Origin of the sequence: Nocardia nepalensis (genome assembly GCF_048910785.1) — a bacterium.
GTDB classification, from domain to species: domain Bacteria; phylum Actinomycetota; class Actinomycetes; order Mycobacteriales; family Mycobacteriaceae; genus Nocardia; species Nocardia nepalensis.
In genome coordinates this window covers 1-14,020 of sequence record NZ_JBKBET010000037.1, presented here as the reverse complement: position 1 = coordinate 14,020, position 14,020 = coordinate 1, and the positions used below count along the sequence as shown (strand labels likewise).

Sequence of the window (14,020 nt, the reverse complement as noted above, 5' to 3'; positions counted from 1 at the left end):
GATATGGCGGTTGAATGCAGCGTGTGCGACCAGCATTCGACTACGCTCGATGGAATTCCTTGGAGCCAGGGCTCGGTAATTCAGTGGGAACAGTTGGACAGAATTTGGCTATCGAAAGCCCCTCCTTGGCGGCTGGTGATAGATCGCTCTGCCGCGCCATGTAGCGAACCATTCTCCGGATTGCGAGCGTATGGTTATTTGCTCGCCCTGGGCGGCCTCCTTTGGAACGGTAATTCTGATCGCCAGCTTCCTTTCAGAGGTAGAACCCTGAACAAGCGATTGTCGTCGTGCCATGAATTCGATGCCGAGTCGAATGTCCAAGCTTCCTGGTGGTAGTGAAATTTTGCGGCTTGCTTGGGGTTCGAAACGAATGCTTCCGGCTGGGCGGATGACCCGCTGTTTATCTACATGATCAATCTGTTGCAGGTTCTCGAATCGAATCGACATGCTTCGGCGGCAGATGTTTCGACAGATCGATCGGATCGGGTGCCAACCCCATCGCCCACGCGGCCGCGATAGACCTGAGCCGGTCCTGCGTGTCGGTATCCGCGACCCCGTCGATGAGTTTCAATGTCTGCGACAGTTGATGCTCGGACAACTTCAGCGACTGCGCCATGTCGTGGTCTGCCTGGATGCTGGACTTCAGCGAGCTCACTTCGTGCGTCAGATGTACCCGCGCACGGTTCGCGTGGACCGCGAAGGCGCCCGCAGTCGTTGTGATCAGCACACCAGCGAGGGCTGTCACCACCGGAACGTAGCTCCAATCCGGATTCCCGGCGTTGACGAGAGCGAGAATGCCCCCGGCCATGACGACCAGCGCACCGGCCAGTGCGACGCCGATGCTGATTCGAAACGTCATCCCGTACTGCTTCAACGACTCCCGGAGGAAGTCGAAGAAGAACTCTTGCTGGCGCTCCGCAAGATTGGGCGAGGTGTCCACTACCTGCGGTTGACTGTGCACGATGACGCCGTAGTTATCGCCACTGATATTGACCTGCTGCGCGCCCCCGAAGGAGGCAGCGGCATGAAGAGCCATCAGACGGTTCGTTAAATCCGCATCGACGCCGTACACGGCCAGGAGATCGCGCACTTGGAACTGGTTTCTGGGGAGTCTCGTTCCATGAATCCAATGGTGAAGAACGTCTCGCTTTATTCCAGTTCGTTCTTCGAGTTCCCGAAGACTCATGCCTCGCTCTTGGTGAATTCGGCCGAGTGCTGCGCCGAACTCTCGGCGAGCTGAGGCAGTGTTGTTTGTGCGTCCGGGATCGTCCTCCCCTGCGATTTGTTCACCTGGCATTGTGCCCCCTTAATTGCCGGGATTTGGGGTCAGCGTACCTTCCGTGAGCACGAAATGACCCGACTGGCCGTGGCTTGGCGGGTCTTTCTCGGAGCCGAAGAGGCCGGCGCGTGCTGCGGTCAGCGCCAGTGTGGCCGCCGCGTCGGCGGTATCGTCGTCCACCGGCTCGCCGGTGATCAGCACGCGTAGATAGATCGGTGCCACAAGGGCTTTGACCAGCTCGGCAGGGTCGGTCCCCGAGGGGATTTCGCCGCGTGTGACCGCACGCGCCACGACCGGCAGCGCCCGGCGAATGCGGTCCCTGAAGACATGGCGAGTGGCTTCGGGTGGTGATGGCAGTCCGGCGGCGGTGGACAGCATGACCGCGAGGACCGCCCGGCCGGATGGGCTGTTGATCCACGCGACCAGGCTGCGCGCGAGCGCGCGCAGGTCGTCCTCGATCGAACCCGTATCGGGGATGGGGATTTCCGCGGCGACGCTGTCGGCCAGCGCATCGGCTATCAGGGTGTCGCGGTCGGGCCATCGCCGGTAGACGGTGGTCTTGTGCACACCGGCGCGCTGGGCGACATTTTCGACAGTGAACGCGGTGTATCCCCGTTCGCTCAGCTCATTCACGGTCGCGGCGAGCACCGCCGCGCGAACCTTCGGCCCTCGTCCGAGGGGTGCGGCAGAACTCATTGCAACTCCTTGTTGCGATATCGGCGATAACTGGGCATGCTGACCCTATCGCAACTCGGTGTTGCGATGCTGAGATGGGAGTTCCGATGCTGTCGAAATCCGTCCGAGCGGCGGCCCTGTTGTTTCCCGGCCTGCTGGCCGGGGCGTTCGGATACGGCGCGGTGAACGTGCTGTACGCGTTTCGCGAAGTGCCCCTTGATGTTCGGTTCACGTTTCATACCGCGCTGATGCGGGTCAACGGCCCGGTGATGCAGACGCTGATGGGGCTGGCCGTGCTGAGCACAGTGCTGCTGGCGGTGCGATCGACGTCGTGGCCGCGGTGGGTCGCGGCATGCGCCTCGGCGCTGGCGTTCGTCTCGTTCCTGGTGACCCGTTTCGGGAATGTGCCGATCAACCAGCAGATCAAGCGTTGGGCGGTGGGGACGCCACCCAGCGACTATGCCGACATCCTGCGGCGCTGGGAGCTGTTTCATTTCACTCGGACCGGGTGCGCCCTGGTCGCGTTCATCCTGGTGATCACCGTCATCATCGGATCCACCGCATCCGATGACCACAACCGGCAGCCCGGCGCGGTTACCGGCGAGCCCTCGATCGATGCCCGCACCGCGCATTGATGCGGTTGCCGACTTCGATGCCGGGTCTCGAAGACGAACGACGACACGACGGCATCATTCGTCCCGGCGCTGGGCGACTCGAGTTACCGTCCCCAGCATGGACATCGCCCTCGACCCGCCCATGGCGGTGGTGCTCCAATACATCGATGCCTTCAACAACGGTGACTCGAAGGCGATGGCTGCGCTCTGCGCTGACCCGATGCAGATACTCGACGGTATGTCGCCGCATGTGTGGCAGGGACCGACAGCCAGCGAGGACTGGTGGAGGGATGTGCGCAGGGAGGGCGAGCACGCAGGAGCGTCGGGCTACCACATTGCGCTCGGCGAGCCACGGCACATCGACGTCACCGGTGACCATGCGTACGTCGTAGTTCCCGCCACCATGACGGTCGATCTGCAGGGCAAGCAGGTAACGCAAACCGGCTCGATCTTCACCGTCGCGCTCGGCAAGGCGGGGACACGCTGGCGGCTGACGGCATGGGCATGGGCGAAAGGTGCCTGACGGGTCGGCTCGATCATATTCACGGTTGGGTGCGGCCCTGCTCGGCAATCTCCGGTGGTCATGCCGACCCTGACAACACGCGTGCGTTCTGCGGCGCGACAGTTCGTGTGATTGCGATCTGAGGATGCGGTGTCGGGGTGGTGCCATGTACTGGCGTGAGCGGCCGGAGTTGTTGGAGCCGTCGGCTGAATACCTGAAGAGTCGTCGGCGGTAGGCGCCGAATCTCGGTGGGTGGCATGGGGGTCTCGGTGAGTGGGGTAGGGGCGGCGGGTTGGGTGGGAAAGCCAGCAGGGGCGGTGGAACACGTTCTACTGTCCCGCGCCATGAAGATTTCAGTTGTTGGTCTAATTGGTTCTGTCCTTGCGACATTCGCGTTGACCGCTACCGGGGCGCCTCCGGTGGCGATGGCCGAGCCGACGGTGGCGAGCGCCGGGGCGCGGATCGATTTGCAAGGGGCGGTCAATGTTCGGGATATCGGCGGATATCGGACCTATGACGGCGCTACGGTCAAGTCCGGCAGGGCCATTCGGGCGGATTCGCTGGAGAAGTTGACCGACTCCGATGTGCAGAAGCTCGCAACCCTGAACCTCAAGGCTGTCATTGATTTGCGGACGCCCGCGGAGGTGCAGTTCGCGGGTGCCGACAAGGTGCCGGCCGGGGTGCAGAAGGTGGCGCGGCCGATCGATGACACCGGGTTGTTCCAGCAGATGTTGGCGGCCATTCAGTCTCGGGATCCGCAGAAGCAGGAGGCGTTGCTCGGAAACGGCAAGGCCGAGGAGATCATGGCGAATGTGTATCGGAGCTTCCTCACCGATGATTCGCGGGCGAAGTTCGGGCAGACGATTCGAGATCTGGCGGCGACCGATCGGGCGACGCTGTACCACTGCACGTCGGGTAAGGATCGCACTGGTTGGTTGACGTATGTGGTGTTGCGCGCGGTCGGTGTGCCGGAAACGACTGCGCGGCAGGACTATCTGCTGTCGAACCAGTACCGGGCCGCGGCGGATGCCAAGCTGCGCGAGCAGGTGAAGCAGGCCGGGCTGATGCAGAATCCGGATCTGCTCATTCCGCTGCAGGAGGTTCGTGACGAGTACCTGGACACCGCGCTCGCTGCGATGGAGCAGGCCTATCGGCGATTTCGGGAAGTTCCTGACCCAGGGCTTGGGCCTCGATGGCGGCACCCTCGTACAACTTCGGAAGAACCTGGTGAGCTAGCGAGAACGGTTCGGGCCCACTCCTTTCCGAAGGGGTGGGCCCGAACCATGTTCAGTCGGGCATCCGAACCCGCGAGCTGTCGCCCAACCGCTCACCGCCTAGCCTGTGCGAACTCCGCATACCTTGTGCGACAGCAGAAGTTCAGATCGGGAGGACCATCTCGACCAGGTCCCATAGTGAGACGCCTCCGGTGCCGAATGCCGCGACCAGCGCATACGCGATGAGCGCGTCCTCCATGGTGGGCTGGCGAACAGTTGCCCTGGGATCGCGCGAGGTGAATGGCAACGTCCAGGCGGCCTCGATCTGGTGCGTCCCCGTCAACGTGAATTCGCCGAGCACATGCTCGCCCTGATTCCACTGCCCGACTACCAATCTGCTGGCGTGCAGATCCGTCGGCATGAGCCGCAGAATCTTGCCGTCGACCTCGGCGACCGCGCGATAGGTCGACCGGTGGTAGAAATGCCCGCGCCCGACCGTCAACCTGATGGGTCGATCATTGATCGATGCCCGCAGCCGCTTGGCGTTGCGCGTACCGATGGGAACGCGCTGCCGAGTGCGCGGGCCGATGCGCTCGATGGTCACCACGGTGGAGTCATCGAATACCGGTGTGGTGATTACTCTTTCGTCGGTCCGCGTGATCACGATCTTGCCGAAATGCTCGGTGTCGACAATGAAACGCTCTGGACTGCTCACCCGGCTCCTTCGACGCTGACGAAACATCTGCCGTAGCCCGGTATCAGCCCGACTTCTTGGCCTGCTCGCGGACCGTATTCGCCAACGCGTTCGGCATCGGCTCATGCCGGGTATACGAGCGCGTGAAATCACCAGCGCCATGTGAGATCGAGCGCAGATCTATTGCGTAGCGGGTGAGTTCGAGTTCGGGTACCTCGGCGTGGATGCGGGTGCGTCCGATGCCGTGCGGTTCGGTGCCGAGGACGCGCCCGCGGCGTCCGGACAGATCGCTGAGTACCGGACCGACATAATCGTCGGTTACCACGACCCACACTTCGGCGATCGGTTCGAGTAGGTCGATACCCGCGGCGGTCGCGGCCTCGCGCAGCGCGAGCGCGCCCGCGGTCTGGAATGCGGCATCGGAGGAGTCGACCGAATGCGCCTTGCCATCGAATAGTGTCACGCGCATATCGACCAGCGGGTACCCCGCCGCCACCCCGCGCGCCGCTTGGGCGCGCACACCCTTCTCCACCGACGGAATGAATTGCCGCGGTACGACTCCGCCCACTACCCGGTCGACGAATTCGATACCCGATCCGCCGGGTAGCGGTTCCACCTCGATCTCACAGACCGCGTACTGTCCGTGCCCGCCCGACTGTTTGACGTGCCTGCCCTTGCCGGTTGCCTTGCCCGCGAACGTTTCTCGCAGCGCGACCTTGTGCTCGATCACGTCGACCTGCACGCCGAACCTGGTGCGCAGCCGCTCCAGCGCGACATCGCGGTGCGCCTCGCCCAGACACCACAGCACGATCTGATGGGTATCGGGATTCTGTTCCAGCCGGATCGCGGGATCCTCGGCCGCCAGCCGAGCCAGACCGCTGGAGAGCTTGTCCTCATCCGCCTTGCTGCGTGCCTGAATGGCAATGGGCAGTAGGGGATCGGGCATCTGCCATGGTTCGATCAGCAGCGGTGTGGCGGTACCGGACAGGGTATCGCCGGTTTCCGCGCGGCTCAGCTTGGTGACATAGGCGATATCACCTGCGATGGCCTGGCCGAGCGGGCGCTGCTGTTTGCCGAAGGGTGCGGTGATGGCGCCGATGCGCTCGTCCACATCGTGGCTCTCGTGGCCGCGGTCCTCCAATCCGTGACCGCAGACATGCACGGTGTCGTCGGGTCGCAGGGTGCCCGAGAAGACGCGGACCAGCGAGACGCGCCCGACATACGGATCCGAGGCCGTGCGGATCACCTCGGCGGCCAACGCACCGTCGGGATCGCACTGCAATGGTGTCGACGCCGCACCGTCGGAGGTGGTGACCGCCGAGACGGCGTGTTCCGATGGCGTGGGAAATCCCCCGGTGATCAACTCCAGCAGTTCGATGGTGCCCAGGCCCTGTTTGGCACCCTCGGGGGCGGGCGCGCCGAACAGCACGGGATGGAAGCTGCCGCGGGCGACCGCGCGTTCGAGGTCCTCGACCAGTGCCGCCAGCTCGATCTCCTCGCCGCCGAGATAGCGCTCCATCAGCGTTTCGTCTTCGCTCTCGGCGATGATGCCCTCGATCAGCCGATTGCGCGCCTCCTCGAGCTGCGGCAGCTGATCGGCGGACGGTTCGCACTGGATCTCCTCCCCGGAGGAGTAGTCCGCGACGCAGTGCGGCAGCAGTTCGACCAATCCGGTCACCGGGCGATGACCGTCCGGATTCTTCGGCCCGTACACCGGAAGATGCAGCGGCAGAATGTTTTCCGAGGAACCGCCGCCGAGTACCAGCCGACAGGTCTCGGTCATCTCGTCGTATTCGGCACGTGCGGTATCGAGGTGGGTGATCACGATGGCCCGTGGCATGCCGACCGCCGCGCACTCTTCCCACAGCGCGCGGGTCGCGCCGCTCACGGCCTCGGCACCTTCCGCCGCGGAGATGACGAACAGGGCGGCATCCGCCGCACGCAGACCCGCGCGCAGCTCACCGACGAAATCGGCGTATCCGGGGGTGTCCAGCAGATTGACCTTGATCCCGCGCCACGCCATCGGCACCACCGACAGCTGCACCGATCTGTGCTGGCGGTGTTCGATCTCGTCGTAATCCGACAGCGACGTCCCGTCCTCCACCCGGCCCGCGCGATTCACCGCGCCCGCCGTGAGCGCCAAAGCATCCACCAACGTGGTCTTACCCGACCCACTGTGTCCGACCAGCACCACATTCCGGATGTCCTCCGGCCGCTGCGCCGTCACAGCCTTACCGTTGGTCCCTGCGGACGCACTCGCTTTCTCGACCATGAGTCTCGCTTCCTCGGTCGGCCCTGCGGTCCTTCGAGCTTCCCACCAGCGGTCCCCTCGCGTGCACGGATCGGACGATCCGATGTGTTCAGATTCGCGTGAGGTGGCGTGCAGGTCGGGTTCAGGTCGGGGTTACGCCGAGCAACCGCGAACCTCGACCGTGACCAGATCGTCATCTCCCGTTGATCGGACCGAGGCTCTTCGGCGCGCTGATGCAGCTCCTCGACTGAACCGAGCAAGTGGCCGAAGCGTGCCAGGGCGGAGCTGGCCCTGCTAGGAGGCGGGCCCGTCCGTCGCCGTTCCGCTGGCGTTGCGACGCCCTTTGTCGCCAAAACACCACTCTTACGGTGCCTTTCGAATTCTCGCGAGGTGGTCGCGCTGAATACCGTTGGTGGGTCGACTGTGCGACGAGAGGGAGGGTGACCTCGATGCTGGTTGTCAACGAACGGGCGGCCGCTACGCGATCCGAGCAGTGCGTGCTCGACTGGATGCGAACCTGGACCGGTCAATATGTCATTGTGGGGCTTGCTATTTCGGGATGCCACCTGCCCGACCGCAACGGCGCAGGGCAGGCGCGGGAGGCGAGTCTGGTCGTGATCACACCACGTGCGGTGGTCGTGATCGAAGCCGAGGAGACCGCACCCGAGGCCGCTACCGGGGTGCTTTCGGTGCAGGCCGACGGGCGCTCGCGGCTTCTCGGGTTCGAGGGTGACCCGGTTCATATCCGCGACGGCGACAGCAGCTCGCTCGACCAGGTGTCGAGCCATGCGCTCGATCTGGCGGAGTTGGTGCGCAAGCGGCACCCGGATGCCTCCGTCGACGGATTGGTCGTGGTGGTGCCGCTGCGGGACGTGACGAATGTCGAAGCGCCCGAGCACGGTAACTCTGTTGTCCTCGGGTCGTCGGCCGGGTTGCGGGCTTGGTTCCATCGGACGGCGAATCGGAAGCTGATCTGGACCGCGGAGCAGGCGCACGCGCTACTCGGCGAGCTTCGCCTGTCGCAGGTGATCACCGTCGAAGATCTCGAGGCCGAGGGATTTCCGTCACAGTCGGGACGGCGTAAGCGTACGGAATCCAGGGCGTTGGTCGGTGCTGCCCATGCGTCTTCTCCGCTGGGTGCCAGCTCCGATACACCGCCGGTGGACGGTTCGAATGTGGCTGCCGGACAGCCGGATTCGGATCGGCTCTCGGAACCACGGTTCGTGGAGCCGGTCCCGCCACGGCCTTCCGATGTCACCGAAGTTCCCGTCGACGATCACCTGACATCGACGGCGGATAACTCGCGGGCGCTCGTCGGAGCTGTATCACTGTCGAAGCATGATGGGCCGCAGGTTGTTTCGTCCGCGATAGTAGGTTCGGGGACCGCACCCGGCGGATTGCGGCCCTTGTCGGCACCTCCCATGGCTCCGTATCCGCCATGGCTCGAGGCCGATATCGCCAGGGCGCAGTCGCGGGGTGCGCAACGCTCGCGGTTCGCGGTCCGCGCGAATGCCGCGCCGCGTTCGCACGTGTCCGCGCTACCGGTGGAGCCGGAACTGGCGGCCCCCGAACTGGTGGAGCCGGAACTGGCGGCCCCCGAACTGGTGGAGCCGGAACCGATGGCCCCGGGACCGATGGAGCCGGAACCGATGGCCCCGGCCGATGCCGATCGGGCGCAGCCGGCTCGGTCGGCACCGCCGTCGTCGACCTTCACGGACCTGTGGTCATCGTGGGTCGATTCCGGGAGACCATCGGACGACGGTAGATCATTCCCTGCGACCCCGTTGCCGACACCGACCCCACCGCAGACGGAGCCGGAACCCGTGCGGCCCGCCGCCGCGCAGCGGCCGAACCGGGTTTCGTTCTTCCGGCAGACGGAGCCGGAACCCGTGCGGCCGCGAACCCCGCCCGCCGCCCCGCAGCGGCCCAACCGGGTTTCGTTCTTCCGGCGGGCGTCCGCGGCGGCGCTCCCGCGTACTTCGACCGCGCGGGCGAAAGCAGCGGAGCTCATCGTCCAGCTTCCGCAACTGCTCCCGACCTTGCTGATGGTCGCGGCCGTTATCGGTACCGTCTGGATCCTGGTTTCCGCGGGCACGGACCAGCACCGTAGCGACGTCCAGCCGCGCCCCGCGTCGAGTACCGAGCTGGTTGCGCCGCAGCAACCACAGGCTCCGCCTCGGCCACCGGAACCACAGTGCTTTCCGTTCCAGCCGGGATGTTGATCGACTAGCTGCCGAAGCGCGCCAGGACGGAGCTGGCCTCCTGGGAGGCGGTGCCCTCCGCTGCGAGATGCGCCATGGCGGGGGAGATTTCGCGGCCGTGGTGGGCCATGGCCTGGGCGTAGAGCCGGCCCGCGCGGTAGGACGAGCGGACCAGCGGTCCGGCCATGACCCCAGCGAAACCGATCTCCTCGGCCATCCGGGAGTGCTCGACGAACTCCTCCGGCTTGACCCAGCGGTCGACCGGGTGGTGGCGGGGGGAGGGGCGCAGGTACTGGGTGATGGTGAGGATGTCGCAGCCCGCCTCGTGCAGGTCGCGCATGGCCTGGGTGACCTCTTCGGGGGTTTCACCCATGCCGAGGATCAGGTTCGACTTGGTGACCAGGCCGTCTTCGCGGGCCGCGGTGAGCACGGCGAGGGAGCGCTCGTAGCGGAACGCCGGACGGATCCGCTTGAAGATGCGCGGCACCGTCTCCAGGTTGTGCGCGAGCACCTCCGGGCGCGTGGAGAAGACCTCGGCCAGCTGCTCGGGGACGGCATTGAAGTCGGGGATGAGCAGTTCGACGCCGGTGTTCGGGTTCAAAGCCTTGATGGCGCGGACGGTTTCGGCGTAGAGCCAGGCGCCGCCGTCCTCGAGGTCGTCGCGCGCGACACCGGTGATGGTGGAGTAGCGCAGGCCCATCGCCTGCACGCTCTCGGCGACCCGGCGCGGCTCGTCGCGATCGAGTGCGGCGGGCTTGCCGGTATCGATCTGGCAGAAGTCGCAGCGACGGGTGCACTGCTCGCCGCCGATCAGGAAGGTGGCCTCACGGTCTTCCCAGCATTCGAAGATATTGGGACAGCCCGCCTCCTCGCACACCGTATGCAGGCCTTCGCGTTTCACCAGGCCCTTGAGTTCGGTGTACTCGGGGCCCATCTTCGCTCGGGTCCGAATCCATTGAGGCTTGCGCTCGATCGGGGTCTCCGCGTTGCGCGCCTCGATGCGTAGCAGTTTGCGTCCTGCCGGTGCTGAAGCTGAGGTCACTCGATCGACCTTACGCCTTGCCCGATAACGCAGCCGGACGCAGTCCGCCCATAGCCCGCGCCGGGCCGAGCGAAGGCGAGACACGCGCTCATTCGGCGGTGGTGGGCGCTCCGGCCGGTGTGACGCGGGCGATATCGTGCGCCGTCACCGGGAGTTCGCCGTTCAGCGCGCGGGCGATCGCATCGGCGACGAGCGGCTTCACTTCGGTCACCGTCACCTCCCGGCCGAGCTCACGGGTCAGCGTGGTGACACCGGCGTCACGGATGCCGCACGGGACGATCGCCTGGAAGCCGTCGAGGGCGGAATTGCAGTTGAGCGAGATGCCGTGCAGGGCGACGCCGCGCTGGACGCGCACGCCGATCGCGGCGATCTTGCGTTCGGAGTAGAACTCGGTGGCGGGCAGCCAGACACCGGAACGACCCTCGACCCGGCCGCAGTGCAGCCCGAGGTCGGTGCACACGGTGATCAGCGCTTCTTCCAGCCTGCGCACGTACTGGACGACATCCACCGGCTCGGCGAGCCGCATGATCGGATAGCCGACCAGCTGGCCGGGCCCGTGCCAGGTGATCTTGCCGCCGCGATCGACCTGCACCACCGGACTGCCGTCGATCGGCAGATCCTCGGCCTCGGTGCGGCGGCCAGCGGTGTAGACCGACGGATGCTCGAGCAGGAGCAGATGATCGGATCCCTGCCCCTCGGCCCGCTGTGCGGCGATCGACCGCTGCAGGTCCCAGGCGCTGTGGTAGTCGATGAGTCCGAGATCCTCGACCACGATCGGGGTCGTATCGAATCGGGCGGACCACGTGGTGCGCGTGTCGTTCACAACGTTGACGGTACGCCCAGAGCCACCACCGTATGCACCAGCACGGTGTGGCGGATGCCACAGAGTAGCTTCAGTTCACCGGGCCGGAATATTGCCGCCGGCCGACCCGAGAATCAGTCGCCCTCGACCGGCAGCGTCAGCTGCATCAGCGTCAGATCCATCCAGCGGCCGAATTTGCGGCCCACTTCGGGCAATTCGCCGACCGTGCGGAAGTCGAAGCGCTCGTGCAGGGCGATGGAGCCGGTATTGCTGGATTCGATGGCGGCGACCATGGCATGCACGGTTCCCCCGCGGCGCGCGCGCTCGATCAGCTCGGTGAGCAGGGCGCTCGCGACGCCGCGGCGGTGGAAGCGATCGGCGACGTAGACCGAGTTCTCCACGGTGAAGCGATAACCCGACCGGGTCCGCCACGGTCCGTAGCTGGCGTAACCGGCGACCTCACCGTCGATCTCGGCGACCAGAATGGGCAGACCGGCGGCGGTGCGGTCGCGGAACCAGGCGTGCCGATCGTCGAGATCGACCTGCTCGTGATCCCAGATGGCGGTGGAGGTGGCGATATTCGCGTTGTGGATGACGAGGATCTCGGGCAGATCGCCCACATGTGCGTCACGAATGACGGTGGCAGGTCGGGTTTTCAGCTCGGCCATCGATCTACTCCCGTGCGGCGGTGGGTCTTCGGGCGCTGCGTCTTCGGGCGCCGGGGGTCAGCGGTCGTCGTCACGACCGAGGGTGGCCGCGAGCGCGGCACCGATGGTCTGGTGCTGGAACGGATAGCCCGCCTCCTCCAGCGCCGTCGGAATCGCCCGCGGTCCGCGCAGAATCGCCTCCTCGGCGAATTCACCGATCAGCGCGCGTAATGCGAACGCGGGCACCACAAATGGCGTCGGCCGGTGCAGGGCGCGGCCGAGCGCCCGACTGAATTCGGCATTGGTGACCGGTGCCGGGCCGACCGAATTGATCGGCCCGGTGAGGCTGTCGTGGGTGAGCGCGAAGATGATCGCGCCGATCTCGTCGGCCATCGAGATCCACGGTGTGTACTGCCGTCCGTCGCCCAATCTGCCGCCGAGGCCGAGCGAATACAGCGGCTGCAGCATGCCGAGCATGCCACCGTGGCGCGACAGCACCACGGCACTGCGCAGCAGCACCGTGCGCACACCCGCGTCGACGGCGGGTTTGGTCGCGGCCTCCCAATCCCGGCAGAGGGTGGCGAGGAAACCCGTTCCCGCGGGAGTGCTTTCATCGACCACCCGGTTGCCGGTAGCGCCGCCGTAGTAGTGCACACCGCTGGCATTCACCAGCACCGGCACGCCCGCGGCGGCGACCGCGTTGGCAAGGACATCGGTCGGGGTGAGTCGGCTGTCGCGCAGCTCCTGTTTGTAGCTGCCGTTCCAGCGTCGTCGTCCGATGCTCGCCCCGCAGAGGTTGACCACCGCGTCGGCGCCCCGCAGGGCCCGCTCGTCCAGATCGGCGCGAGCGGGATCCCAGCGGTATTCGTCCGGCGCGTTGGGGGAGCGGCGTACCAATCGGGCGACGTCATGCCCGTCGCGGCGCAATGCCGCGACGAGTGCCGTTCCGATCAGCCCGGACGAACCGGCGATCACCACCTTCATGCGTGACAGACGACCTTCCGACTACAGGCCGAGGTCAGCCTCGAACGCCGCTTCCTCGAGCCGGTGCCGGATGGTGGTCAGGAAGCGACCGGCGTCCGCGCCGTCGATGAGGCGGTGATCGTAGGTGAGCGGCAGGTAGCACATCGAGCGCACACCGATGGACTCGTTGCCGGTCTCGTCGGTGACCACTACCGGACGCTTCACGATCGCACCCGTGCCGAGCATGCCCGCCTGCGGCGGAACCAGGATCGGGGTGTCGAACAGCGCGCCCTGGCTGCCGATGTTGGTGATGGTGAAGGTGCCACCGGCCAGCTCGTCCGGCTTGAGGCCGCCGTGGCGGGCGCGGTTGGCGATATCGGCAATGGCGCGGGCCAGTCCGGCCAGCGAGAGGTCGCTGGCGTTGTGGATCACCGGGGACAGCAGACCCTGCTCGGTGTCGACGGCGATGCCGAGGTGCACCGAGGCGTGGTAGGTGATCTCCTTGGTGGACTCGTCGTAGCTGGCGTTCACGTTCGGGTGCACGCCGAGCGCCTCGACGACCGCCTTGGCGAAGAACGGCAGGAACGTCAGGTTGACGCCCTCGCGGTCCTTGAACGCGGCCTTGGCCTGGCTGCGCAGCGCCGCGATCTTGGTGACATCCGCCTCGTGCACCTGGGTCAGCTGCGCGGTGGTCTGCAGCGATTCCCGGGTCTTGGTCGCGGTGATCTGGCGGATGCGGCTCGCCTTCTGCACGGTGCCGCGCAGATGCGCCAGCTGCGACGGGGCCGCGGCGGCGGGCGCCTTCGCGGCCGGTGCGGCTGCCGCGGGGGCGGCCGCGGCCGGAGCCGGTGCCTTCTTGGCCTCGACGGCGGCGAGCACGTCCTGCTTGCGGATGCGCCCGCCGACACCGGAACCGGTGATGGTGGCGAGATTGACGTCGTTCTCCTCGGCCAGCTTGCGGACCAGCGGAGTGACGTACGGAGTCGCGCCGTTGCCGGAGGGCTCCTGGGTGGGGGCCGGAGCCGTCGCGGCCGGAGCCGGTGCAGGCTTGGGAGCCGGGGCCGGAGCCGGTGCCGGGGCGGCCGGGGCCGGAGCGGGTGCGGCCGGGGCCGGAGCGGGTGCGGCGGCCGCAGGGG

General features: G+C 66.2%; 13 protein-coding genes. 4 read left to right on the top strand and 9 right to left on the bottom strand.

The features are described from left to right. Positions 1-412 precede the first annotated feature (412 nt). Both ACHQ4I_RS31730 and ACHQ4I_RS31725 read right to left on the bottom strand, forming a co-directional pair. Positions 413-1,297, bottom strand: coding sequence for a helix-turn-helix domain-containing protein (locus tag ACHQ4I_RS31730; RefSeq protein WP_420775559.1), 885 nt, complete (start codon positions 1,295-1,297; stop codon positions 413-415). Positions 1,298-1,306: 9 nt separating this feature from the next. Then, positions 1,307-1,975: a TetR/AcrR family transcriptional regulator gene (locus ACHQ4I_RS31725; RefSeq protein WP_420775558.1), complete on the bottom strand. Its 669-nt coding sequence runs from the start codon at positions 1,973-1,975 to the stop codon at positions 1,307-1,309. 86 nt (positions 1,976-2,061) lie between these two features. Between ACHQ4I_RS31725 and ACHQ4I_RS31720 the strand changes: the two genes are divergently transcribed. From ACHQ4I_RS31720 to ACHQ4I_RS31710, 3 genes are all read left to right on the top strand, one after another. Next, entirely contained in the window at positions 2,062-2,589 is a 528-nt protein-coding gene (locus ACHQ4I_RS31720; RefSeq protein ID WP_420775557.1) for an anthrone oxygenase family protein, read from the top strand. A 97-nt stretch (positions 2,590-2,686) separates the two neighbouring features. Further along, on the top strand, positions 2,687-3,091 hold the full coding sequence (locus ACHQ4I_RS31715) for a nuclear transport factor 2 family protein (protein ID WP_420775556.1): 405 nt from the start codon (positions 2,687-2,689) through the stop codon (positions 3,089-3,091). A 404-nt stretch (positions 3,092-3,495) separates the two neighbouring features. Further along, on the top strand, positions 3,496-4,530 hold the full coding sequence (locus ACHQ4I_RS31710; RefSeq protein WP_420776061.1) for a tyrosine-protein phosphatase: 1,035 nt from the start codon (positions 3,496-3,498) through the stop codon (positions 4,528-4,530). Here the strand turns inward: ACHQ4I_RS31710 and ACHQ4I_RS31705 are convergent. Further along, positions 4,448-4,999, bottom strand: a complete 552-nt coding sequence (locus ACHQ4I_RS31705) for a hypothetical protein (RefSeq protein WP_420775555.1) — start codon at positions 4,997-4,999, stop codon at positions 4,448-4,450. The genes ACHQ4I_RS31710 and ACHQ4I_RS31705 overlap by 83 nt on opposite strands. A 43-nt stretch (positions 5,000-5,042) precedes the next feature. After that, positions 5,043-7,250 carry an elongation factor G-like protein EF-G2 gene (locus ACHQ4I_RS31700; RefSeq protein WP_420775554.1) on the bottom strand — a complete coding sequence of 736 codons (2,208 nt, stop codon included), beginning with the start codon at positions 7,248-7,250 and terminating at the stop codon, positions 5,043-5,045. Positions 7,251-7,678: 428 nt separating this feature from the next. Here ACHQ4I_RS31700 and ACHQ4I_RS31695 point away from each other — a divergent pair, with 428 nt between their 5' ends. After that, a complete protein-coding gene (locus ACHQ4I_RS31695) occupies positions 7,679-9,451 on the top strand; it encodes a hypothetical protein (RefSeq protein WP_420775553.1) in 1,773 nt (590 codons plus the stop codon). Positions 9,452-9,455: 4 nt separating this feature from the next. Here the strand turns inward: ACHQ4I_RS31695 and lipA are convergent, their stop codons facing one another. From lipA to sucB, 5 genes are all read right to left on the bottom strand, one after another. Next, positions 9,456-10,472: a lipoyl synthase gene (gene lipA / locus ACHQ4I_RS31690; protein WP_420775552.1), complete on the bottom strand. Its 1,017-nt coding sequence runs from the start codon at positions 10,470-10,472 to the stop codon at positions 9,456-9,458. An 88-nt stretch (positions 10,473-10,560) separates the two neighbouring features. Then, positions 10,561-11,295, bottom strand: a complete 735-nt coding sequence (gene lipB / locus ACHQ4I_RS31685) for a lipoyl(octanoyl) transferase LipB (RefSeq protein ID WP_420775551.1) — start codon at positions 11,293-11,295, stop codon at positions 10,561-10,563. 113 nt (positions 11,296-11,408) lie between these two features. Beyond that, positions 11,409-11,942 carry a GNAT family N-acetyltransferase gene (locus ACHQ4I_RS31680; protein WP_420775550.1) on the bottom strand — a complete coding sequence of 178 codons (534 nt, stop codon included), beginning with the start codon at positions 11,940-11,942 and terminating at the stop codon, positions 11,409-11,411. Positions 11,943-11,999: 57 nt separating this feature from the next. Further along, complete coding sequence (locus ACHQ4I_RS31675) at positions 12,000-12,905, bottom strand: TIGR01777 family oxidoreductase (RefSeq protein WP_420775549.1); 906 nt, start codon at positions 12,903-12,905, stop codon at positions 12,000-12,002. Between the two features lie 21 nt (positions 12,906-12,926). Continuing rightward, the coding region (gene sucB, locus ACHQ4I_RS31670) for a 2-oxoglutarate dehydrogenase, E2 component, dihydrolipoamide succinyltransferase (RefSeq protein ID WP_420775548.1) at positions 12,927-14,020 on the bottom strand (1,094 nt) is incomplete at its 5' end.

Coding starts and splice junctions, on each gene's coding strand:
- ACHQ4I_RS31730 (WP_420775559.1), bottom strand. CDS start 1,297: ATGCCAGGTGAACAAATCGCAGGGGAGGACGATCCCGGACGCACAAAC.
- ACHQ4I_RS31725 (WP_420775558.1), bottom strand. CDS start 1,975: ATGAGTTCTGCCGCACCCCTCGGACGAGGGCCGAAGGTTCGCGCGGCG.
- ACHQ4I_RS31720 (WP_420775557.1), top strand. CDS start 2,062: ATGCTGTCGAAATCCGTCCGAGCGGCGGCCCTGTTGTTTCCCGGCCTG.
- ACHQ4I_RS31715 (WP_420775556.1), top strand. CDS start 2,687: ATGGACATCGCCCTCGACCCGCCCATGGCGGTGGTGCTCCAATACATC.
- ACHQ4I_RS31710 (WP_420776061.1), top strand. CDS start 3,496: ATGGCCGAGCCGACGGTGGCGAGCGCCGGGGCGCGGATCGATTTGCAA.
- ACHQ4I_RS31700 (WP_420775554.1), bottom strand. CDS start 7,250: ATGGTCGAGAAAGCGAGTGCGTCCGCAGGGACCAACGGTAAGGCTGTG.
- ACHQ4I_RS31695 (WP_420775553.1), top strand. CDS start 7,679: ATGCTGGTTGTCAACGAACGGGCGGCCGCTACGCGATCCGAGCAGTGC.
- ACHQ4I_RS31680 (WP_420775550.1), bottom strand. CDS start 11,942: ATGGCCGAGCTGAAAACCCGACCTGCCACCGTCATTCGTGACGCACAT.
- ACHQ4I_RS31675 (WP_420775549.1), bottom strand. CDS start 12,905: ATGAAGGTGGTGATCGCCGGTTCGTCCGGGCTGATCGGAACGGCACTC.